This is a genomic window from Muricoccus harenae, assembly GCF_009848505.1.
GTDB lineage: Bacteria > Pseudomonadota > Alphaproteobacteria > Acetobacterales > Acetobacteraceae > Roseomonas > Roseomonas harenae.
The window spans coordinates 29,091-51,262 of sequence record NZ_WWDL01000001.1 but is presented as its reverse complement, the minus strand read 5'-3'; the positions used below and the strand labels follow the sequence as shown (position 1 = coordinate 51,262).

The 22,172-nt window shown below is 68.8% G+C and carries 19 protein-coding genes; 10 read left to right on the top strand and 9 right to left on the bottom strand.

The features are described from left to right. Positions 1-71 precede the first annotated feature (71 nt). Both GSE44_RS00220 and GSE44_RS00215 read left to right on the top strand, forming a co-directional pair. Positions 72-752 (top strand): DUF4286 family protein, encoded by a 681-nt coding sequence (locus GSE44_RS00220; RefSeq protein WP_159346084.1) that lies wholly within the window; start codon positions 72-74, stop codon positions 750-752. Positions 753-754: 2 nt separating this feature from the next. Then, positions 755-1,420 carry a GntR family transcriptional regulator gene (locus GSE44_RS00215; protein WP_159346788.1) on the top strand — a complete coding sequence of 222 codons (666 nt, stop codon included), beginning with the start codon at positions 755-757 and terminating at the stop codon, positions 1,418-1,420. Positions 1,421-1,423: 3 nt separating this feature from the next. On the opposite strand, the gene GSE44_RS00210 is transcribed toward GSE44_RS00215, so the two are convergent. Next, a complete protein-coding gene (locus tag GSE44_RS00210; protein ID WP_159346082.1) occupies positions 1,424-2,059 on the bottom strand; it encodes a MarR family winged helix-turn-helix transcriptional regulator in 636 nt (211 codons plus the stop codon). 152 nt (positions 2,060-2,211) lie between these two features. Here GSE44_RS00210 and GSE44_RS00205 point away from each other — a divergent pair, with 152 nt between their 5' ends. From GSE44_RS00205 to GSE44_RS00185, 5 genes are all read left to right on the top strand, one after another. Further along, positions 2,212-3,720, top strand: coding sequence for a 4-hydroxyphenylacetate 3-hydroxylase family protein (locus GSE44_RS00205; protein WP_159346081.1), 1,509 nt, complete (start codon positions 2,212-2,214; stop codon positions 3,718-3,720). A gap of 98 nt (positions 3,721-3,818) precedes the next feature. Beyond that, positions 3,819-4,784 carry a Bug family tripartite tricarboxylate transporter substrate binding protein gene (locus GSE44_RS00200; protein WP_159346079.1) on the top strand — a complete coding sequence of 322 codons (966 nt, stop codon included), beginning with the start codon at positions 3,819-3,821 and terminating at the stop codon, positions 4,782-4,784. Then, positions 4,781-5,887 (top strand): alpha-hydroxy acid oxidase, encoded by a 1,107-nt coding sequence (locus tag GSE44_RS00195; RefSeq protein WP_159346077.1) that lies wholly within the window; start codon positions 4,781-4,783, stop codon positions 5,885-5,887. Before GSE44_RS00200 ends, GSE44_RS00195 begins: the two co-directional genes overlap by 4 nt. Positions 5,888-5,900: 13 nt before the next feature. Next, a complete protein-coding gene (locus GSE44_RS00190; protein ID WP_159346075.1) occupies positions 5,901-7,676 on the top strand; it encodes a thiamine pyrophosphate-binding protein in 1,776 nt (591 codons plus the stop codon). A 4-nt stretch (positions 7,677-7,680) separates the two neighbouring features. Then, entirely contained in the window at positions 7,681-9,948 is a 2,268-nt protein-coding gene (locus GSE44_RS00185; protein WP_201305858.1) for a xanthine dehydrogenase family protein molybdopterin-binding subunit, read from the top strand. Between the two features lie 3 nt (positions 9,949-9,951). Here GSE44_RS00185 and GSE44_RS00180 read toward each other — a convergent pair whose 3' ends face one another. Continuing rightward, positions 9,952-11,544 carry an ABC transporter substrate-binding protein gene (locus tag GSE44_RS00180; RefSeq protein ID WP_159346071.1) on the bottom strand — a complete coding sequence of 531 codons (1,593 nt, stop codon included), beginning with the start codon at positions 11,542-11,544 and terminating at the stop codon, positions 9,952-9,954. A gap of 174 nt (positions 11,545-11,718) precedes the next feature. Beyond that, positions 11,719-12,318 carry a TetR/AcrR family transcriptional regulator gene (locus tag GSE44_RS00175; RefSeq protein WP_235924462.1) on the bottom strand — a complete coding sequence of 200 codons (600 nt, stop codon included), beginning with the start codon at positions 12,316-12,318 and terminating at the stop codon, positions 11,719-11,721. 120 nt (positions 12,319-12,438) lie between these two features. Here GSE44_RS00175 and GSE44_RS00170 point away from each other — a divergent pair, with 120 nt between their 5' ends. Beyond that, positions 12,439-13,578 (top strand): efflux RND transporter periplasmic adaptor subunit, encoded by a 1,140-nt coding sequence (locus GSE44_RS00170; protein ID WP_235924461.1) that lies wholly within the window; start codon positions 12,439-12,441, stop codon positions 13,576-13,578. A 12-nt stretch (positions 13,579-13,590) separates the two neighbouring features. Further along, positions 13,591-16,764: an efflux RND transporter permease subunit gene (locus GSE44_RS00165; RefSeq protein WP_159346067.1), complete on the top strand. Its 3,174-nt coding sequence runs from the start codon at positions 13,591-13,593 to the stop codon at positions 16,762-16,764. A 2-nt stretch (positions 16,765-16,766) separates the two neighbouring features. Here the strand turns inward: GSE44_RS00165 and GSE44_RS00160 are convergent, their stop codons facing one another. Further along, a complete protein-coding gene (locus GSE44_RS00160) occupies positions 16,767-17,048 on the bottom strand; it encodes a hypothetical protein (protein WP_159346065.1) in 282 nt (93 codons plus the stop codon). 112 nt (positions 17,049-17,160) lie between these two features. On the opposite strand from GSE44_RS00160, the gene GSE44_RS00155 reads away from it, so the two are divergent. Beyond that, the gene (locus tag GSE44_RS00155; protein ID WP_201305857.1) at positions 17,161-17,757 is read left to right on the top strand and encodes an AMP-binding enzyme; all 597 of its coding nucleotides are present in this window, start codon (positions 17,161-17,163) and stop codon (positions 17,755-17,757) included. 14 nt (positions 17,758-17,771) lie between these two features. Here the strand turns inward: GSE44_RS00155 and GSE44_RS00150 are convergent, their stop codons facing one another. The 5 genes from GSE44_RS00150 to GSE44_RS00130 all read right to left on the bottom strand — a co-directional run bounded on the left by GSE44_RS00150 (position 17,772) and on the right by GSE44_RS00130 (position 22,171). Next, positions 17,772-18,743 carry a quinone oxidoreductase family protein gene (locus GSE44_RS00150; RefSeq protein ID WP_159346064.1) on the bottom strand — a complete coding sequence of 324 codons (972 nt, stop codon included), beginning with the start codon at positions 18,741-18,743 and terminating at the stop codon, positions 17,772-17,774. Positions 18,744-18,973: 230 nt separating this feature from the next. Beyond that, complete coding sequence (locus tag GSE44_RS00145; RefSeq protein ID WP_159346062.1) at positions 18,974-19,687, bottom strand: ABC transporter ATP-binding protein; 714 nt, start codon at positions 19,685-19,687, stop codon at positions 18,974-18,976. Beyond that, positions 19,687-20,433, bottom strand: a complete 747-nt coding sequence (locus GSE44_RS00140; protein WP_159346060.1) for an ABC transporter ATP-binding protein — start codon at positions 20,431-20,433, stop codon at positions 19,687-19,689. Before GSE44_RS00140 ends, GSE44_RS00145 begins: the two co-directional genes overlap by 1 nt. Continuing rightward, positions 20,430-21,296 carry a branched-chain amino acid ABC transporter permease gene (locus GSE44_RS00135; RefSeq protein WP_159346058.1) on the bottom strand — a complete coding sequence of 289 codons (867 nt, stop codon included), beginning with the start codon at positions 21,294-21,296 and terminating at the stop codon, positions 20,430-20,432. Before GSE44_RS00135 ends, GSE44_RS00140 begins: the two co-directional genes overlap by 4 nt. Continuing rightward, positions 21,296-22,171, bottom strand: coding sequence for a branched-chain amino acid ABC transporter permease (locus tag GSE44_RS00130; RefSeq protein ID WP_159346055.1), 876 nt, complete (start codon positions 22,169-22,171; stop codon positions 21,296-21,298). The genes GSE44_RS00135 and GSE44_RS00130 overlap by 1 nt, the downstream gene beginning before the upstream one ends. Position 22,172: the final 1 nt, after the last annotated feature.

Below are 22,172 nucleotides of genomic sequence, written 5' to 3'. Positions count from 1 at the left end.
TTCGCGGTTGCGCCACCTTCAGGCCGCGTCATAGGATTGTCAAACAATCTGAACGTAACTGGAGAGAGCCGGTGCAGGGCACGACCATCCTGTTTTCCGAGATGACGCCCCCGCCCGGACGGGATGCGGCCTTCCATGGCTGGTATGACGAGGAGCACATCCCGCTCCGCATGGCGGTGCCGGGCTTCGTCTCCGCCCGCCGCTACCGCGACACCGGCGAGGGCGCGCAGGGCTTCCTGGCCGTGTACGAGATGGACGCGCCCGGCGTGCTGAAATCCCCCGCCTATGGCGTGGTGAAGAACCAGCCCAGCGAGCTGACGCACGACATGCTGGCCAAGGTCTCCGGCTTCACCCGCTACATCGGGCAGGAAATGGCGGTGCGTCGGCGCGCGGATGGCGATGCACCCGCCGCGCTGGATGCGCCGCTCCTCTATGCCGTCTGGTTCAGCGTGCCCGAAGAGCGCTGCGCCGATTTCGACGACTGGTACGAGCAGGACCATGTCCCACTGCTGATGGAATGCCCGGAATGGTTGATGGTGCGCCGCTTCAGGATCACGGATGGCGAGCCGCAGCCCTACAATCGGCTGGCCCTACACTACTTGGCGGACCGCTCGGCCCTCGAATCGCCGGCGCGAGAGAAGGCACGTGCCACGCCCTGGCGCGCGAAGCTGGCCGCTGAGCCGTGGTTCAAGGGAACCTACAGCGTCTTCGAGGCGATCCGACCCCGCCAGCGGCCCGGCAACACCGCGTGACGATGGACCTCCGCATCGCCCCGCTTGGTGTCCAGACCCAGGCGGTCGACAAGCTGCGGGAGGCGATCGTCTCGGGCCACTTCCTGCCGGGACAAAGGCTGGTGGAGGCGGAACTGTGCCGCGCCCTCGGCATCAGCCGCGGCTCGGTGCGGGAGGCGCTGCGGCGTCTGGAAGGCGAGCGGCTGGTCGTCATCACCCCTCATCGCGGCCCCTCCGTCACCGAGCTGAGCTGGGAGGAAGCCTCCCAGATCTACGATGTGCGCGCGCTACTGGAGGGTGAGGCTGCCGCCCTCGCCGCGCGCCGGGCCACGGCGGCCCAGCGCGAGGCGATGGACGTGGCGCTGACGGAGTTTGATGCGGCCGTCGAGGCAGAGGATGCGCTGGGCCGCATCCAATCCACCGCCCGCTTCTACGATGCGGTGCTGGCGGCCTGCGGCAATGCCGTGATCGAGGAGGTGCTGCGGGGCTTGCTGGCGCGGATCGCCCTGCTGCGTGGCCGGTCCATGTCGCGCCAGGGGCGGTCCGTGCATAGCGCGCGGGAGATGCGGGCCATCCTTGATGCCATTCGCGCCCGCACGCCCGCTGTCGCGCGCAAGGCGGCGGCACAGCATGTCCATGCCGCGCGCGACGCCGCGAAGGAGGCCATGAGCGAACGCCGCGTGGCGTGAGGGCTATTCCGTCTCCGGCGCGGGCTTGCGGGCCCGGCGGCGTGCCGGAGCAGGGCTGCCCGTCTCGGTCGCGCGGATTGCCGCCAGGGCCCGCTCCCCATTGTCGCGGAAGCGCGCCAGGAACTTGTCCAGCGCCTGCATCTCGGCGCGTGAGAAGCCTGCGAACAGGTGATCGTTGATCTCGCGCATGAAGGGCGCGACCTCCGTCACCGCACGCTGCCCGCGCGCCGAGAGGGAGACGAGCACGCCGCGCCGGTCCAGCGGATTGGTCCGTTTGAGTAGGAGGCGGCGGCGCAACAGGCGCCCCACCTCCGTGGTGACATGGGTTGCGGCCATCTGCACGTGATCGGCCAGGGCCCGGATGGAGACGCCCTGCTCCCCCTGGCAATGACCCACCCCAACCAGCACCGCGAACTGGCTGCCCGTCAGCCCCATGGCGCGCCCGAAGGCATCCCGGCAAGACTGCAGCCGCCCGAGGGCCAGCACCATGCTGAACACGGTTTCGCGGAAGGCCAGGTCCGAGCCGTCCTGCAGCAGCTCGGGCAGGGAGATCGTCAGGGCGACCTCATGCGCGGGTGTCGGGGAAGCAGGCTGCTCCGGCGGCGCCTTCGGGCCCCTCTTGGGATCGGATCTGCTCATGGCACGAAATGTAGCCCGTTTTCGGAGCGGCTTCACCCCTGCCCAGCGCCGGCCCCCCACTTCCGCGCAAGAATTCGCTTGATCGATCCAGCAGGAATATACAGCATGTAGGCAATTGGGCCCTGCCCCGGCTGTTGGTGAGGAGCTGCGTCATGGACATCGCGATGGAACAGCGGCCCACCGCCACCCGCACCGCGCCGCTGCGCACGGGGGAAGCCTATCTCCGCGCCATCGCCGATGATGGCCGCCGCGTCTTCATAGATGGCGAGTTGGTGAAGGATGTCACGCGCCATCCGGCTTTCCGCGAAGGCGCACGCTCCATCGCGCGGCTCTACGACATGGCGGCCGATCCCGCGAACCGCGAGCGGCTGACTTTTCCCTCGCCTGCTGATGGTGCTCCCGTCCTGCGCGCCTACCAGATTCCGCGCAACCATGCGGATCTCCGCGCCAAGCGCCTGGCCGCCGAGTCATGGGCCGAGGCCACCTTCGGGTTGATGGGCCGCACCCCGGACCATGTGGCCGGCTTCTTCTGCGGCTATGCTGCCAAGCCCTCGGTCTTCGCGGCCGGTGGGCAGGGCTATGCCGACAATGTCGTGCGCTTCTACGAGCATCTGCGCGACAGCCATCTCTATGCCAGCTATGCGATCGTGCCGCCGCAGATCGACCGCTCCAAACCGGCCCACCAGCAGAGCGATCCAAGCCTCTATGCCGGGGTGGTGCGGGAGAAGGACGGAGGCATCGTGCTGGCGGGCGCCCAGCAGCTCGCCACCGGAGGTGTCCTCTCCGACTATCTCTACCTCAGTTGCATCCACCCGCTGCAGCCGGGGGACGAGAACCAGGCGATCGGCGTGGCCATCCCGATGAACGCACCGGGGCTGAAGCTCTATTCGCGCCGGGGCTTCGCGGCGAAGGCCGAGAACAGCTTCGACTATCCGCTGACCAGCCGCTTCGACGAGACGGACAGCCTCGTGGTGCTGAACGATGTCTTCGTGCCCTGGGAGAATGTCTTCATCTATCGCGACACCCGGATCTGCTTCGACCAGTGGTGGAAGACGCCGTCCCATCTCTACGGCAACCTGCAGGCCCAGGCGCGCTATGCCACCAAGCTGCGCTTCCTGCTGGGGCTGGCCAAGCGCATGAACGAGATGACGGGGCATGACCGGAACCCGCCCGTGATGGTGCAGATGGGTGAGCTGGCCTCGCTCGCCACCATCGTGGACAGCATGGTCCATGCCCAGGAGGTGATGGCGCAGGTGGAGGAGGATGGGGTGCTCTGGCCGTCCCGCGCCACCCTCTACTCGGTCATGGCTTTGCAGTCCGAGATCAATCCACGCATGATCGACATCGTTCGCGAGATCACCGGTGCCGGCATGATCACGCTGCCCTCCTCTGAGCGCGATTTCAGCAATCCGGAGATCGCCGCTGACATGGAACGCTTCTTCAGCACCCCAGGCCATGCGGCCCGTGGCAAGGTGGCGCTGATGAAACTCGCCTGGGACTTCATCGGCACCGAGTTCGGCAACCGCCACCAGCAATACGAGAAGTTCTATGGGGGCGCCTCCTTTCTGGTGAAGATGAACGTCTTCCGCAACTATGACTTCAATCGCGCCACACAGCTGGTTGACCAGGCGCTGGACTTGCCGCCGGTTGCAGCGGGCTGAGGGACACCGAAGCGTGCCTCCCGGCGCTGAGCAGGCGCCGGGCAAGATGGTCGGGAACAGGCCGAACTGAGGAAGGGCCGGAGCAGAGGAGGACAACGATGCTTCGACGTCATTTCTGCATGGGTAGTCTCGCAGGTCTTAGCTGCGCGGGAAGTGCCCGGGCGCAGGCCTATCCGTCGCGTCCCGTGACGATCGTGGTGCCCTATGCGCCCGGCGGGTCATCGGACATCATGGCGCGGATCTTGTCGAACGGGCTGAACGCCATCTGGGGCCAGCCGGTCGTGGTGGAGAACCGCGGCGGCGGCACGACCACCGTCGGTGCCGAGCATGTCGCCCGCCAGCCGGCGGATGGCTACACGATGCTGCTTGCGCCGCCGCCCTTCGTCATCTCGCCCTTCGTCCAGAAGAACCTGGCCTATGACGCGGTGCGTGACTTCACGGGCGTCTCGCTGGTGGCCTTCTATCCACTGGTGCTCGTCGTGCCCGCTGCCTCGCCCTACAACTCGATGCGGGAACTGGTTACGGCGGCGCGCGCCAAGCCGGGCTTCGCCTATCCCTCGCCGGGCGCAGGCAGTACGCCGCATCTCTTCGGCGAGTTGCTGTCCCGCCAGGAGAAGCTGGACGTGACGCATGTGCCCTATCGCAGCGGCGGCCAGGGTGTGGCGGACCTTATCGGAGGGCGACTGCAGTTCTATGCCGGCCCGACGACGGAGGTCGTTCCCCATATCGAGGGCGGCCGGCTGAAGGCGCTCGCCGTCCTGGCCAATGAGCGCTCCGCCGTCCTACCCGATGTACCGACGGCGGCGGAGAGCGGCTTCACCGGGCTGGATGCCTCCTCCTGGACGACGGTTGCGATGGCCTCCGCCACGCCGCCGGCCATCCTGTCGAAGATCAGCACGGATATCGCGGCCGTCATCAGGCAACCGGAAGTCCGGGAGCGCATGGAGAAGCAGGGGGCCGTCTTCGTCGGCTCCTCCCCCGCGGAGGCGACTGCTTTCTGGGATTCGGAGCGGCGCCGCTGGGGTCCGCTGGTCGCCGATCTGAACATCTCGCCCAACGGATGAGCGGCGCTTGCGCGAGGACGACCGAGGAGCTGGTGCGGCAGGCGGCGGAACGCCTGCCGAGCGGCATCTGGAACTATCTCTCGGGCGGTGCGGAATCCGAGGCGACGCTTGCGCATAACCGCGGCGCGATCGAGCGGCTCGGCTTCGTGCCGCGTGTGCTGCGTGACGTGATGCGGGTGGAGACGGGGACGACCCTGCTGGGCCGTTCCCTGTCCCTGCCAGTCTTTCTGGCGCCGATCGGCTCGCTCGCCCTGCTCAATCCGGGCGGCGCCCCGGCCGCCGCCCGCGCAGCGGTGGCGGAGGGCACCACCGCCTTTGTCAGCATCATGGCCGAGCCAGGGCTCGAAGCCATCGCGGAGGCGGCGCCGGGCCTTGTCTTCCAGATCTACATGCGTGGTGACCGCGACTGGTTACGCGACCTCGTCGCGCGGATCGAAGCGGCTGGCTATGCAGCCATCTGCCTAACCGTCGATTCGGCGGTCTACGGGCGACGTGAGCGTGACCTGATCGCCCGCTTCTCCTCCGCCGGGGCGGCGGACCGCGCGCATCTCGGTGATGGCAGCAGCGTACAGATCACCCCGCACCAGTCGGGCCTCACCTGGGACATGGTGTCGGCACTGCGAGGCATGACCCGGCTGCCTATTCTGCTGAAGGGCATCGCAGCCCCGGAAGATGCCGCCCGGGCGGTGGAGGCGGGGGTGGATGCCGTCTATGTCTCCAACCATGGCGGCCGGCAGCTCGATCACGCCGTTGGCACGCTCGATCTCCTGCCGCCGATCGTCGAGGCCGTTGCGGGCCGGGCGGATGTGGTGGTGGATGGCGGCTTCCTGCGCAGCACCGACATCGTGAAAGCCGTTGCGCTCGGTGCCCGCGCCGTCGGGATCGGCAAGCTCCAGGGCTGGGCGCTGGCGGCCGGGGGCGAGGCCGGGCTGCGGCGCTGCCTTGCCATCCTGACCGAGGAGATCCGCGCCGCGATGGCGCTGCTTGGCTGTGCGCAGCTTACGGAGCTAGGGCCAGCCCTGCTGCGCTCCGTTCCTCCCCCATTCGCACCGGGACCGCTCTCCGCGTTTCGCGGCCTGCGCGAATCGTCCCATTCGATCTGAGAAGGTGATGCCCATGCAGGATCTGGAACGCCCGGCCCCTGGCGATACGCCGCGCCTGGAATGGGGCAGCGACGTCCCGGCCGCCATGCTGCGTGCGCTGGACATCCCCTATATCGCGCTGAACCCCGGCGCGAGCTATCGCGGCTTCCATGACAGCCTGGTGAACTACCTCGGCAACAGGACGCCGCAGATGCTACTCTGCCTGAACGAGGACCATGTCGTCTCCATCGCGCATGGCTATGCGAAGGTGACGGACAAGGCGATGGCGGCGGTGCTGCACAGCAATGTCGGGCTGCTGCATGGCACGATGGGCATCTTCAACGCCTGGTGCGACCGCGTGCCGATGATGATCCTGGGCGCCACCGGCCCCGTCGACGCCACCAAGCGGCGCCCCTGGATCGACTGGATCCACACCGCCAAGGACCAGGGTGCGGTGATCCGCGGCTACACCAAGTGGGATGACGAGCCGCGCTCGGCCGAGGCCATTCCCGAGAGCATCCTGCGCGCCCATCAGCTCACCTCTGCCCTGCCCCGCGCGCCCGTCTATGTCTGCCTCGATGCCGGGCTGCAGGAACAGAAGCTGGAGCGGGAGATGGAAGTGCCGGATGTGGCGCGCTATCGCCCCGCCACGCCGCCGCCCGCGCCCGCGGTGCTGGTGGAGCAGATTGCGGATCTGCTGGCGGCGTCGAAGCATCCGCTGCTGCTCTTCGGCCGCGGTTCGCGCGCACAGAAGGCCTGGGATCGCCGCGTGCGGCTGGCGGAGTTGGCCGGCGCCTCGGTGATGACCTCGATCCGGGAGCGTGCGGTCTTCCCGACCGATCACCCGCTGCACCTCGTGCCGCCTTTCTACTGGCTGAATCCGGCGGCCAAGGCGGCGGTGAAGGAAGCGGACTTGATCCTCAGCCTGGACTGGGTGGATCTGAACGGCTTCCTGCTGCAGGTGACGCGCCACACGGACAAGGTGGCGGCGAAGATCGCGCATGTCTCGCTCGACAGCGCGCTGCACAATGGCTGGAGCATGGATCATTTCGGCCTACCCCCCGTAGACGTGCCAGTATCGGCCGATGCGGATTCCTTCGTGGAGCAGCTTTTGCCGGTGCTGGAGGCACGCCTCGCGGGGAAGCGCCGCTGGGATGGCAGCAGCCGCAACACGGCCCCTGCGGCCGAGTACAGCGACAATGCCGGGAAGGAGATCGCCCCGCGCGACGTGGAGGTGGCGCTGGTGAAGCTGCGCGGAGAGCGCAAGCTGACACTTGCCCATGTCACCATCGGCTGGGCCGGCAATGCCTATCACTTCCGGGACCCGCTGGACTTCCTGGGCCATGACGGCGGCGCGGGCCTGGCGGCGGGGCCGGGGCTGACGGTGGGGGCGGCGCTGGCGCTTCGCGATTCCGGTCGACCGGTCGTATCCGTGCTGGGCGATGGCGACACGCTGCAAGGCATAACCGCGCTCTGGACGGCGGCGCATTACCGCATCCCGGCGCTGTTCATCGTCTCCAACAACCGCTCAAACTTCAACGACGAGATCCATCAGGAGGCGGTGGCGAAGACGCGCGGCCGGCCTGTGGAGAACCGCTGGATCGGACAACGCATCGCTGATCCGGAGGTGGACCTGTCTGCCATGGCGCGCGCCCAGGGCGTGGAGGCGGAAGGACCTGTCCGCACCGTGCCGGAGTTGGAGGCGGCGCTGCGTCGCGGCCTCGCGGCGGTGGAGGCCGGGCGCCCCTACTTCATTGATGCCCATGTGGTGCCGGGCTATGCGAGCCCCCCTCTTTCGCGTGGGGAGTGACGGGGTGGCTGGGCATCGGCAAGTGCGGATCGAGGATGAGCGGCTGTTGCGTGGTGGTGGCCGCTACACCGCCGACCTGATCCCCCTGGGGGTGGCGGGCGCGGCCTTCCTGCGTTCGCCCGTGCCGCATGCCCGGCTGACACGCGTGGATGCCACCGCTGCGCGCTCCATGCCGGGGGTGCTGGCGGTGCTGACCGGGGCGGATCTGCCGGGCTTCGGCCGGATGGCCGGCGTGCCGCCCCAGACCCATGCCGACGGGACGCCGATGTTCGTGCCGGACTGTCCGCCGCTGGCGACCGATCGTCTGCGCTTCGTCGGCCACCCGATCGCCCTCGTCGTCGCGGAAACTGCCCATGCCGCGCAGGACGCGGCCGAGGCAGTCGAGGTGGAGTTCGACGAACTCCCTGCCGTGGTGGAGACCGTCTACAATCCCTCCCCCGCTGCGCCGATCTGGGAGCATGCGCCCGACAATACCGCGCTGAACTATGCTGCGGGGGATGCGGCGGCTGCGGAAGCCGCATTTGCAGGCGCCGCGCATGTGGCGCGCGCCCGTATCGTGAGCCAGCGCCTCGTCGTCTGCCCGATGGAGCCCCGCGCCGTGGTGGCGCGCTACGACGCGGCGGCGGATCGCTACGAGATGGAGGGCGGCTCCCAGGGCACGGCTGGGCTGCGGGACCAGATCGCGGCGCTGATGGGCGTGGCGCCCGCGCGGGTGCGCGTCGTCTCTCGCGATGTCGGCGGTGGCTTTGGCGCCAAGACGCATATCTATCCGGAATATGCTGTGCTGCTGGAAGCGGCGCGTCGCACCGGCCGCACCCTGCGCTGGGTCGCCACGCGATCCGAGAGCTTCCTGTCTGACACGCAGGGCCGCGACAGCGTGCTGGAGGGCGAATTGGCACTCGACGCTGTAGGGCGCTTCCTGGCGGTGCGGGTGCATTCACTGGTGAACACTGGCGCCTACCAGACGAGCCATGCCACCTTCACGGCCACCTCCAACGTCTTCCGCTGCCTGGCCAGCGTGTACCGCACGCCGGTGATCGACCTGCGGATGCGCTGCCTCTACACCAACACGGTGCCCACCGCGCCCTATCGCGGCGCCGGCCGGCCCGAGGCGAATGCCATCATGGAACGGCTGGTGGAGGAGGCGGCGCGCATCACCGGCATCGATCCCATCGCGCTGCGTCGCGCCAACATGATCACGCCCGCCGAGCTGCCTCACTGCGTGCCGAACGGCCTCACCTATGACAGCGGCGACTTCCCCGCGCTGCTCGACCGCGCGTTGGTGCTGGCGGACCATGCCGGTTTCCCGGCGCGCCGCGAGTTATCCCGCCGCGCCGGGCGGCTGCGCGGGATCGGGGTTGCCAGTTATCTGGAGATCTCGGGCGGCACCCCTTTCGAGGATGTGCGGCTCACATTGCGGAACGACGCCACCATCGAGATCGCGGGCGGCATGCAGTCCAATGGGCAGGGGCATGCAAGCGTCTTCCCGCGGCTGGTCGCCGGCACGCTCGGGCTGCCGGTGGAGTCCGTGCATCTGGCAGAAGGCGATTCGGACCTGGTGCCGGAGGGCACGGGTAGCGTCGGCTCCCGCTCCACCACCGTGGGCGGCGCGGCCTGTCTCGCAGCCTCCGCGCGGCTGGTGGAGGTGCTGAAGGAACGCGCGGCGCCGTTGCTGGAGGCCGATTCCGCTGACCTCTCCTGGGAGCAGGGACGCGTGGTCGTGGCGGGGACCGATCGTGGCCTGGGGCTGGCCGAACTCGCGGCGCAGATCGGCCCGGTGCAGGTGCTGGAGCGCGGCCGGACGGAGACCACCTTCCCCAATGGCTGCCATGTCGCCGAGATCGAGATCGATCCCGGCACAGGCGAGGCGCGGGTGGTGAACTTCGTCGCCGTGGACGATGTCGGGCGCGTGGTGGACCACACCCTTGCCCATGGCCAGGTGCAGGGCGGCATCGCGCAGGGGCTGGGACAGGTGCTGGCGGAGCGCGCGGTCTATGACCCCGGCAGCGGACAGCCCCTGGCCGCCTCCTTCATGGATTATGGCCTGCCGCGCGCGGATGACCTGCCGGCCTATCGCAGCGAGCTGGTTGAAATCCCCTGCCGGACCAATCCGCTGGGCACGAAGGGCGCGGGCGAGGCCGGCACCACCGGTGCCCTGGCCGCCGGCTACAACGCGCTGCTGGACGCGCTGGCGTCGGCAGGCATCACGGAATTCGCCCTGCCCGCCACGCCGCCGCGGATCTGGGAGGCGCTGCAGGTCAACATGGATTGAAGCCTACCCGCGCCGGACGTTCCAGAAGGTGGGGAAGCCGTCCACCACGCCCCGGATATTGGACCGGAAGGCCGTTGGCTGCATGTACTGACCAAGCGGGTAGAAGGGCACCTCCCGCATCGCCTCAAGCTGGATGTCGCGGCAGATCGCCTGCTGCGCCGCCTTGTCTGGCGCCTGGAACCAGGCCTCCCGCAACTCCTCGATGCGTGGAATGGTTGCCCAGCCGGCATAGCCTGCATCCCCGTTGCCACGGAGCGCGATATGCCCAGCCGGGTTCAGCCAGTCGGCGCCGGCCCAGTTGGTGACGAAGGCGCTCCAGCCGCCCTCCGAGACCGGCCCCTTGCGGTTCCTCCGCTGCAGCATGGCGTTGAATTCGACGGCATAGACCTCCACCGTCATGCCGGCCTTCTTCAGCATGTCCTCCACCACCGCGCCCTGCGACATGAGCACGGAGGAGTTGGACGGCACCATCAGCAACACCGTCTCGCCGCGATAGCCGGCGGCGCGCAGGGCTTCACGCGCCCGGGCGGGGTCGCGCGGGCTCGTCAGCACATCCAGCCCTGCGTCGGACGCCATGGGCGTGCCCGGGCAGAAGAAGCCGAGGGGGACGTGGTAGAGGCTGGTCTCTGCTGGTCCAACGATCGCCTGCATGCAGGCGGTCTGGTCCAGGGCGCTCCAGAGCGCCCGGCGGATGGCTGGATTGTTGAAGGGCGGCTGCAGGTGGTTCATCCGCAGCATCGCCACGAAGCCGGTGGGGTCCAGCACGCGCACCTGGACGTTGCGCGCGCGCCGCAGCAGGGAGAGCTGGTCGTGATAGGCGTATTCCATCCAGTCCTGCTCGCCCGCGATCAGGGAGGTCGTGGCAGTGGACGGATCCGGCATCGATATCCACTCGACACGGTCGAAATGCACCACCTTCGGCCCGGAGGTCCAGGCGAGCGCGCCGTCCTTGCGCGGCACATAGCCTTCGAACTTCGTGTAGACGTTCATCGAGCCCGGAACGCGCTCATCCGCCTTGAAGCGGAAGGGGCCGCTGCCGATCATCTCTGTCACTTGGCGGAAGGGGTCGGTATTCGCCAGCCGCTCCGGCATCATGGCGCAGACCGGCACGGACGCCTTGCCGAGCGCGATCGGCAGCAACGGGAAAGGCCGCTTCAGGCGGAAGCGGATGGTGCGGTCATCGGGCGCGGACAGCTCGTCGGTGGCGGCCATGAGGCTGGCGCCGAAGGGATCCCGCTTCGACCAACGCTGGATGCTCGCCACGCAATCGCGTGCCAGCACGCGCTCGCCGTCATGCCAGCGCAATCCTTCGCGCAGCGTGAGATCCCAGCGCTTGCCGTCATCCTCGGTGCGGTGGCCGTCCACCATCTGCGGCGTCGCCTGGAAGGCGCCATCCATGCCGTAGAGCGTGTCGAAGACCATGTAGCCGTGATTGCGGCTGATATAGGCGGTGGTGGTGACCGGATCGAGCGTCACCAGGTCCTGCTGCGGGATAAAGCGAAGCGTCGAGGCCGCCGCTGCCCGCAGGAGGGAGGGGCTTGCCGGCGCGGCCAGCAGGCCAGCACCCGTGGCCTTCATCAGCATCCGCCGTTGCATCGCAGGGAACCTCCTTCCGTGGGACACCGGCAGGGCCTTGTCCGTGGAAGGGCAAGCCGCGCCAGCACTGCGCAACCTGCGGGGCGGGAGGCTCGGTTGGCAAGGCAATAGGGCTGCAGCGCAAGAAGGCGCCGCGTTGCATTTCCGGCGACGGGCGCGAACCCGCCTCAGTCCTCAGCCGGCGGACGGTGGCGAGAGCGCTGCGCCGATCAATAGCTGCCCGGAGCGCTCGAGCGAATTGGCGGCTTCGTCATTGCCAAGATAAGGGGCGGCCGCATAGGCACCCTCGACCAGCATCATCAACGTATCGCTCAACGTCGCAGGATCGGGCGCTCCCGCATCCGCGCAGACCTGCCGCAGGCGATCCCGCATCTTCCGCTTGTGCTCATCGGCGACCTTGCGGACCGGATGCTCTGGATCGGGAAATTCCGCGATGGCCAGCCCCAAGGGGCAGCCGCGGAAACCAGGAACGCGCAACTCCCCGGCGGCCGCAGCCAGATAGGCTCCTGGCCTTTCACGCGGCGGCACCTCATCACTCAAGGCCCGCTCGTACCAGCAATCCTCCTGCTCGCAGTCGTCGCGCAGGATGGTGGCGATCAGCTCATCCTTGGAGGGGAAGGCCCGGTACAGGCTGATCTTGGTGGTGCCGGCCACCCGGCACAGCTCCTCGACGCCCGTCGCGCGGATGCCCTGTCGGTAGAACAGGTCCTTGGCCACCTCGCGCAGGCGCTGTGCCGCAGAGCGGCGCGGCTGGGTCATAGGGGCTTCGGTCACGGGCACTCTCCGGTTCCTCCAGAACTACCCCTCGCAGAGAGGGCTTGCAATGTGACCGACCGGTTCGTATCAATAGCACGAACGAACCGGTCGGTATCATCCGACCTCCGGAGAATGGCGATGCCGATCCGCTTCCGCAAGTCCCTCGCCCCTCTGGCGCTGGCGCTTGCCCTCCCCGTCATGCCGCTCGCGGCCCAACCCGCCCCGCCCGCCGTCTCCGTCTCCGAGCCGCTGCGCCGGACGGTGACGGAGTGGGAGGAGCACATCGCCAGGCTGGAGCCCTCCGCCCGGGTGGAACTCCGCGCCCGGGTCTCGGGCCAGGTGGAGCAGGTGCATTTCCGCGACGGGCAGATCGTCCGGTCCGGCGACCTGCTCTTCACCATCGACCGCCGCCCCTTCGAAATTGCCGTGGAAAGCGCGCAGGCGGAGGTCACCCGGGCGCAGGCGAGGCTGGATCTGTCGCGGCAGGAGATCGACCGGACCAACTCCCTGGTCCGCGAGCGCTTCGCCCCACAGGCCCAGCTCGACACCCGCCGCGCTGCCCAGCGCGAAGCCGAGGCCCAGTTGGCCGACGCCCGCGCGAAGCTGCGCCAGGCCGAGCTGGAATTGGCCTGGACCGAAGTTCGCGCCCCGCAATCCGGCCGTGTCTCCGACCGGCGCGTGGATGCCGGCAACCTCGTCCAGGCCAGCAACACGCTCCTGACCACCATCCTGGCGCTGGACCCGATCTATGCCAGCTTCGACATGAGCGAGGCCGATTACCTCCGCTTCGCCCGCCGGGGCGGTGGCCGGCCGGGCGCCGAGGCCACGGCCGATGGCAATGCCGTGCGGCTGCGCCTGGCGGATGAGACAGGCTGGGACCGCCAGGGCCGGCTGGACTTCCTCGATACCGCACTGGATGTGCGTTCCGGCACCATCCGCGCCCGCGCCACCCTCTCCAACCCGGACATGTTCCTCACTCCCGGTGCCTTCGCCCGGCTGCGGCTGCGTGCCGGGGAAGGCGAGGTGCTGATGGTTCCGGATGCCGCCATCGCCGCCGACCAGGCCGCGCGGGTGGTGATGACGGTGGCAGCGGATGGCACGGTGGTGGCCAAGCCCGTGGCGCTCGGCCCCGTGGTGGATGGCCTGCGCGTGGTGCGCGGCGGGCTCTCGGCCGAAGACCAGGTGATCGTCGCCGGGCTGCATCTCGCCCGCCCCGGCGCGCGGGTGACGGCGGAGATGAAGCCCATCGCCCCTGCCCGCCTAGCGAACGCGCGCTGAGGAGACCCTGCCATGCGCTTCGCCCAGTTCTTCATATCAAGACCGGTCTTCGCATCGGTCATCTCCATCGCCATCGTGCTGATCGGCGCCATCGCCGGGATGCGCCTGCCGATCAGCGAATATCCGGAGATTGCGCCGCCCACCGTCACCATCAGCGCCACCTATCCCGGCGCCTCCGCCGCCGTGATCGCCGAGACCGTCGCCTCGCCGATCGAGCAGGAGATCAACGGCGTCGAGGGCATGCTCTACATCGCCTCCCAAGCTACGGGTGACGGGCGGCTGAGCGTCAATGTTGTGTTCCGACAGGGCGTGGACGTGGATCAGGCCCAGGTGCTGGTCCAGAACCGCATGGCCGTGGCCGAACCGCGCCTGCCGGAGGAGGTGCGGCGTCTCGGCATCACCGTCCGCAAGGCTTCGCCCGACATCATGATGGTGATTCACTTCACCTCGCCGGACGGCTCGCGGGACGAGCAGTACATCTCCAACTACGCCATGCTGAATGTGAAGGACCGCATCGCGCGGCTGGATGGCGTGGGCGATGTGCAGGTCTTCGGCGCGCGAGACTACGCCATGCGCATCTGGCTCGACCCCGCCCGCATTGCCGCGCGAGGGCTGACGCCGGGACAGGTGGTGGAGGCGCTGCGCCGCGCGAATGTGCAAGTTGCAGCGGGCGGGTTGAACCAGCCGCCCACCGGCGCCTCCAATGGAGCCTTCCAGCTGAACATCCAGGCCCTCGGCCGGCTGCGCAGCGTGGAGGAGTTCTCCGATATCGTCGTGGCCACCAACGAGGCCGGCGCGCCGCTGCGCCTGCGCGACGTGGCGCGGGTGGAGCTGGGCAGCCAGGACTACACGCTGAACGCCTATCTGGATGCCGACAAGGCTGTCGCCATGCCGGTCTTTCAGCGCCCGGGCTCCAACGCGCTCGCCACCGCCGCCGCCTTGCGCGCCACGCTGGAGGAGCTGAAGCGCGACTTCCCGCCGGGCCTCGCCTACCACACCGTCTACGACACCACCCAGTTCATCGAGCAGTCGATGGAGGCGGTGGTGCATACCTTCGTGGAGGCCATCATCCTCGTCGTGCTGGTGGTGATCCTCTTCCTGCAGTCCTGGCGGGCCTCCATCATCCCGCTGGTGGCTATCCCCGTCTCCATCATCGGCACGCTCGCCTTCATGGCGGCGCTCGGCATCTCGCTGAACAACCTTTCCATGTTCGGCCTGATCCTGGCGATCGGCATCGTGGTGGATGACGCCATCGTGGTGGTGGAGAATGTGGAGCGCCACATGGCGGAGGGGATGGATCCCGTCGCGGCCACGCGGCGCACCATGGACGAGGTGGGCTTCGCCCTTCTCGCCATCGCGCTGGTGCTCTGCGCGGTGTTCGTGCCCACGGCCTTCATCGAGGGCCTGTCCGGCGCCTTCTACCAGCAGTTCGCCGTCACCATCGCGGTGGCGACCCTGCTCTCGGCCCTCGTCTCCCTCACCCTCTCCCCAGCCCTGGCGGCGCTGCTTCTGCGGCCGCATGGCCATGTGAAGGCGCAGGGCTTGCGGGCCTGGATCGGGGCACCCTTCGGGCTGTTCTTCCGCGGCTTCAACCGCCTCTTCGACATGCTCTCCGTCGGCTATGGAGCGCTGACGCGGCGGCTGGTGCGGCTCTCGGCCGTGCTGCTCATCCTCTATGCCGGGCTGCTCGCCTTTACCGGCCATACCGTGCTGACCACGCCCACGGGGCTCATCCCGCCGCTGGACCGCGGCTATCTCGTCGCCGCCTTCCAGCTTCCGCCGGGCGCGGCCCTGGCGCGCACCGACGAGGTGGTGCGCCAGGCGACGCGGGACGTGCTGGAAGTACCGGGCGTGGCGCATTCCGTGGCCTTCACGGGCTTCGACGGCGCCACCTTCACCAATGCGCCGAATGCCGGCGTGATCTTCGTCACGCTCAAGTCCTTCGAGGAGCGCGAGGCGGAGCACCTCACCTTCCCCGACATCACCGCGGCGGTGCAGGCGAAGCTCATGCAGCAGCGAGATGCGCTGGCCCTCGTCATCCCGCCGCCTTCCGTGCCTGGCATCGGCACGGGCGGCGGATTCAAGCTTTATGTCCAGGACCGCGGCGACCGTGGATCCCGGGCGCTGGAGGAGGTGACGAACCGGATCGTCGCGGCGGCCAACCAGCGGCCCGAGATTGCCATGGCGTTCACCCTGTTCAACACCAAGACGCCGACCCTGCGGGCCGAGGTGGACCGCACCAAGGCCGAGATGCTGGGCGTGCCGCTCTCCCGCGTCTCGGAGGCGCTCTCGACCTATCTGGGCTCCACCTTCGTGAACGACTTCAACATTCTTGGGCGCACCTACCGGGTGACGGCCCAGGCGGAGGAGACGCAGCGCCTGACGCCGCGCGACGTGGCCCTGCTGCGGACGCGGAACGATGACGGGGCGATGGTGCCGATCGGCGCTCTGGCGACGCTGGAGGAGGATAGCGGCGCCTATCGCGTCCCCCGCTACAACCTCTATCCCGCTGCGGAGGTGCAGGGTGCGGCGAAGCCGGGCATCTCTACCGGCCAAGCCATCGCGGCCATGGAGCAGCTGCTGCGGGAGGAGCTGCCCCCAGGCTTCGGCTTCGAATGGACGGAGATCGCCCTGCAGGAGACGACGCAGGGCAACACCGCCCCCATCGCCTTTGGCTTGGCCGTGGTCTTCGTCATCCTGCTGCTGGCTGCGCTGTATGAAAGCTGGTTGTTGCCGCTGGCGGTGGTGCTGATCGCACCGATGTCGGTGCTGGCCGCGATGGCGGGGGTGGTCGGGCGCGGGTTGGACAACAACGTGCTGGTGCAGGTGGGGCTGGTGGTGCTGATCGGACTGGCGGCGAAGAACGCCATCCTGATCGTGGAGTTCGCCCGCGCCGCCGAAGCCGAGGGCATGAGCCGTTGGGAGGCGGCCGAGGCTGCGGCCCGGACCCGGCTGCGGCCGATCCTGATGACCTCGCTGGCCTTCATCCTGGGCGTGCTGCCGCTGGCGGTGGCGACCGGGGCCGGCGCGGAGATGCGCCAGAGCCTGGGCACCGCCGTCTTCGCTGGCATGCTGGGGGTGACGGCCTTCGGGCTCATCTTCACGCCCGTCTTCTACGTGGTGGCGCGGGCCATGGCGCAGCACGGGAAGCGGAGGGAGAGCCAGCCGGCGCTCAGCCACGGCTGAGCTCACCACAGCTGTGTCAGCTGGTACTCCTCGATGGCACGCAGCAACTCCTCCGCATCGAAGCGCGGAACCACCACGATTACCTCGGACAGGGAGGGCGCCGCCCGCGCGCTGGAGGCAGGCCCGGCATGGTAGGGCGGCCCCATGATGGCCGTGCGCATCCCCTGCCGCGCGCCGCCGGCATAGCTGCGGATGCGGCGGGCGGAGTCATTCTGTTCCGGCGTGCCGGGCAGCCGCCGCACGCCCTTGGCACGGCCTATGGTGCCGGAGGCGTAGAGCATCATGCCGAGGGAGGGCGGGACAGGGGCTGTCTAGGGCTGTCGCGCGTCACGCCGGCCCGGCCAGTCCAGTGTTCCGGCGGGGCGCTCGGGCAGCTGGGCGATGCGGTAGGCGGCGGTGATCTCCGGCGGCCTCGGCACCACGAGCATCCTCTCATCGGCCGGCAAGCCGTATCCAGAAATCATGGTCCGCCTGCTGGATGACGGGGACCGGCAAGTGCCGCAGGGCGAGGTGGGCGAGATCTGCGTGCGGGGTCCGCTGGTCATGGCCGGCTATCTGAAGCAGCCGGCGTTGACTGCCGAAGTGTTGCGCAACGGCTGTCTGCACACCGGCGACATGGCCTATCGCGACGAGCGCGGCTTCTTCTTCATCGTGGACCGCAAGAAGGACATGGTGATCTCCGGTGGCTTCAACGTTTATCCGAAGGAGGTGGAGGATGTGCTGCCCGCACACCCCGCCGTTTCCGCCGCTGCGGTGATCGGCGTGCCCGATTCCAGATGGGGCGAGGCCGTGAAGGCCATCGTGGTGCGTCGCCCCGGCATAGATGTCTCGGCGGCCGAACTGTCGAGCTATGTGAAGGCCCACAAGGGCGCGGTGGCCGCGCCGAGGACGGTTGACTTCGTGGAGCAACTGCCGCTGCCGGTGCTCGGCAAGCCCGACAAGAAGGCATTGCGTGCGCCCTACTGGGAGGGTCAGACCCGCGCGGTCGGCTGAACCGCGCGGCTGCCTCACGGCAGCAGCAGGATCTTCCCGAAATGGCGATTGGCCCGCATATGGGCCAACGCCTCTGCGGCCTGTTCCAGCGGGAACTCGGCCGCAATGGGTATGCCGAGCCGCCCGGCTTCCAGTCCGCCCCACAGGTCGGCGCGCATCCGGAGGTTGATCTCCCGCACCTCCTCCACGCTGCGCGTGCGGAAGGTGACGCCGATATAGTCGATGCGGCGCAGCGCATGCAGGTCGAAGTCGAAGGGCGCCTCGCGCCCGCCCAGCCGGCCGACATTGACGATGCGCCCGAGGATGGCGGTGGCGCGAAGATTCGCGTTCATCATGGGGCCGGACACCTGATCGATGATCAGTTCCACGCCCGTGCCCCCGGTCGCCGCCAGCACGACTTCCGGCCAGGCGGGATCGCTGCTGTCCACCGCCAGATGTGCACCGAACTCCGTCAGCCGCGCCCGCCGTCCTGCGTCGCTGGAGGTGCCGATGACCAGACGCGCGCCCATCTCCCGCGCGATCTGCATGCCCATCAGCCCGACGCCGGTGCTGGCGCCCTGGATCAGCACCGCCTCCCCCCGCTCCAGCCGCCCATTCGTCACGATGGCGTCATGCATCGTCTGCAAGGCCACCGGCAGCGTCGCGGCCTGGGCGAAGCCCATGTTGTTGTCGGGAAGCCTGGAGACACGGCCGTAGTCGGCCACCGCGTATTCCGCATAGCCCCCGCTGCCGGAGCACATCACGCGGTCGCCCGGCTTAACCTCGGTCACTTCGGAGCCGACGGCCTCCACCTCCCCGGCCCATTCCATGCCGAGGATCGTGCCCGCTCCTCCCTGGCTGCCATGGGCATGGCCCGCGGCCACAGCGAGATCCGCGCGGTTCAGGCTGGCCGCGCGTACCCGCACGAGTACGCCCGATGGTCCGGGCACCGGCTTCGGCACCTCCCGCAGCGCAGGCCCCTGATCCGTGACGACGATGGCTTTCATGCGCATTCCTACCCCGTTCTCTTGCCCGCAAGCAGATGGCTGTGGCACTCGTTTCCGGCGGCGCGCAGGAGGCGCGGCGATCCAGATGCAGGGGCGCAGCTTGCTCCGGCCCGGTCTGCCGCGCCAGCATGCGGAGCAGCCGTCCCTGGAATAGGTTCGCGATGTCCGACACCATGCAGCCCGGCCCGCAGCTGGACCGCGGGTAGGATTGCTTTTCCCTTGCGTCGAGGTCAGGCCGCTGGCGCGATGCCGCCCAGGAAGGCCTCGGCGAGAGCGGGACTTGCGGCGAGTTCATCCGGCGTTCCGGAGGCGCGCATCCGGCCGGTCTCCAGCAGGAAGGCGTGGTCTGCGACGCGCAACGTCTGGCGCGCCTTCTGCTCCACCAGCAGGATCGAGAGGCCACCCGCCCGCAGCTCGGAGATCAGTGCGAAGACCTGTTCCACCATCAACGGCGCAAGGCCCAGCGAGGGTTCGTCGAGCACGAGGAGGCGCGGGCGCGACAGCAGGGCGCGCGCAATGGCCAGCATCTGCTGCTCGCCACCGCTGAGCAGCCCGGCCAGGCCGCCACGCCGCTTTCGCAGGATGGGGAAGCGGTCCATCTGCGCCTCGATGTCCGCCGTCAGCGCGCCACGGTCCTGCCGCGCATAGGCGCCGAGCCGAAGGTTCTCCTCCACCGTCATGCGTTGGAGGATGCCGCGCCCCTCCGGCACCAGAGCGATCCCGGCCCGCAGCACTGCCTCGGGCGCATGTGGCAAGGGGCGACCGTTCCAGCTGGCGCGGCCGGCATAGGGCAGCAATCCTGCCAGCGCCTTGACCGTGCTGCTCTTTCCCGCGCCGTTGGCGCCGATCAGTGCGACGATCTCGCCTGTTCCGACACGCAGGTCGATTCCCTTCACGGCGCGGATGGGCCCGTAGGAAACCTCGAGACCTTCGATCTCCAACATCAGGCGGGGGCTCCGAGATAGGCATCGAGCACCACCGGGTTGGCGCGCACCGCCTCGGGCGCACCCTCGGCGATGGGAACGCCGAAGTCGAGCACATGCAGATGGTCGCAGAGGCCCATGACGAAGGGCATGTCATGCTCGATCAGCAGGATCGACAGGCCCTCCCCCCGCAGGGCACGCAGCAGCACGGCGAGGTCCTGCGCCTCATCATGGTTCATGCCGGCTACCGGCTCGTCGAGCAGCAGCAGCTTCGGTGCGGCGGTCCAGGCACGGGCCATTTCCACTTTGCGCTGCAACCCGTAAGGGAGCGTCGCGGCGAGGCGGTCCCGATGCGCCTCGAGGCCAAAGCGCCGCATCGCAAGCTCCGCCCGCCCCACCCGCGCGGCGCCGCCCGAGGGCAGCAGATCGGCAAGGCGCAGCCCACCGCCACGCTGCCCCACCAGCAGATGCTCCCGTACCGTCATGGAGGGAAACAGCCGGATGTTCTGGAAGGTGCGCGCCAGGCCGAGCCGGGCGATGCGGTGCGGCCGCAGGCCGGCGACAGACCGCCCCTCGAACAGGATCTCGCCGGAGGTCAGGTCGTAGGCGCCAGTGATCAGGTTGAACAGCGTGGTCTTGCCCGCACCATTCGGGCCGATCACGCCGACGATGCCCCCGCGCGGAACGGTGAGGGAAACCTCGTTCAGCGCGGTGATGCCGCCGAAGCGCTTGGTCGCGCCGCGCAGTTCCAGCAGTGGCCCGCTCATGACACCTCCGCGGCTTCCGGCCGCGCCTCCGCACCGCGCCGGCGGAAGGTGAGGGCGCGCAGCAGGTTCCGGTCGAGCAGGCCCTGCCGGCGAACCAGCAGCACCAGGATCAACAGGGCGCCGAAGGCTGCCAGACGCCAATCGGCCACGAAACGCAGTGTTTCCGGCAGCAGCACCAGCAGCCCTGCCCCAAGCACCGGCCCGGCCGCGACAGTGGAGCCGCCGAGGATGACAGCCATCACCAACTCGGTGGAGCGTTCGAAGCCGAAGTTCCCGGGCTCTATGAACAGGTGCCAATGCGCGAAGAGGGCACCCGAAATGCCCGAGATTGCCGCTCCCATCCCAAAGGCGCCGACCTTCAACGCGGTGGCGTGCAGCCCGATCAGGTTCGCGGCCACCTCGTCGTCATTCACCGCCCGCAGGGTAAGCCACAGCCGTGAGCGAGCAAGCAGCACAAGCACGCCGAGCACAATGCCAAGCCAGATCCAGATCGTGGAGACCTGCAGCTGCCGCATGCCGCTGAAGCCGGCGGCGCCACCCAAGGGCTCGAAAAACAGGAAGAAGCTGCGCGTCATCTCACCGAAGCCGAGCGTCGCCATGGCAAGATAAATGCCGCGCAACCGTAGTGCCGGGAAGCCCACCAGCACCCCCACGATTCCGCTGAGCAGCGCCCCGGCCAGCACGGCGGCGGTCAGGCCGACATCATGCGTCACCGTCAGCCAGCCTGCCGCATAGGCGCCGATCGCCATGAAGGCGGCGTTGCCGAGCGAGAGCTGCCCCGTCGCCAGGATGACATAGACCCCGAGGGCCGCGATGCCGCCGATGCCGATCTCGGCGAGAAGCCCGGCCGTATACGCCGACATCAAACTCTCTGCGCCCCCGCCGCGCGGCCGCCGAGCAGGCCCTGCGGGCGCAGCAGCAGCACCAGGATCATCAGCCCGTACACCGCGAAGTCGCGGAAGGCAGCGCCGCCATGCACCACGCTGAACACCTCCACCAACCCCACCAGCGGCCCGGCCAGCAGCACGCCCCAGATGCTGGTGGTGCCGCCGATCACCATGACGGCGATGGCCTTAAGCCCCGTCTCCACCCCGACATAAGGCGTGATGGCGGCGTAGTGCAGCCCGATCAGCACCCCCGCAATCCCGGCAAGGGCGCCAGAGATCGCGAATGCCGCGCTGGTCAGCCGCCCGGCATTGACGCCTAGCAGGCGCGCCACGTCGCGGTTCTCGGCGATGGCGCGCAGGGCCTGGCCCACGCTGCTGCGCTGGACCAGCAGCGCGAGGATGGCGACGAGCAGCACCGCGACGGCGATGATGACGACCTGCGCCAGGCCGATCGAGGCCTGCCCCAGGTCGAAGCGCATATCCAACAGGTCGGGCGGCAGCTGCAGCGGATCCGAGCCCCAGATGTTCACCGCCACCGTCTGCAGGATCACGGAGCAGCCGAGGGTGGAGAGCAGCGGCGCGATGGGCGGGGCGCGGCGCAGCGGCTGGTAGGCCACCTTCTCCACCACCACGCCCAGAACCGCGGCCACACCGGCCGCCGCCAGCACTGCCACCGGCAGCGGGTAGTCCGCCAGTACGAGGGTGAGGCCCACATAGCCGCCGATCATGAACAGCTCGGCGATGGCGAGGTTGAGCACGCCGAGGATGCCCATGACGAGCGAGAAGCCGAGCGCGACCAGCGTATAGACCGCGCCCAGCGTCAGCCCATTGACGACCTGCTGCAGAAGCACG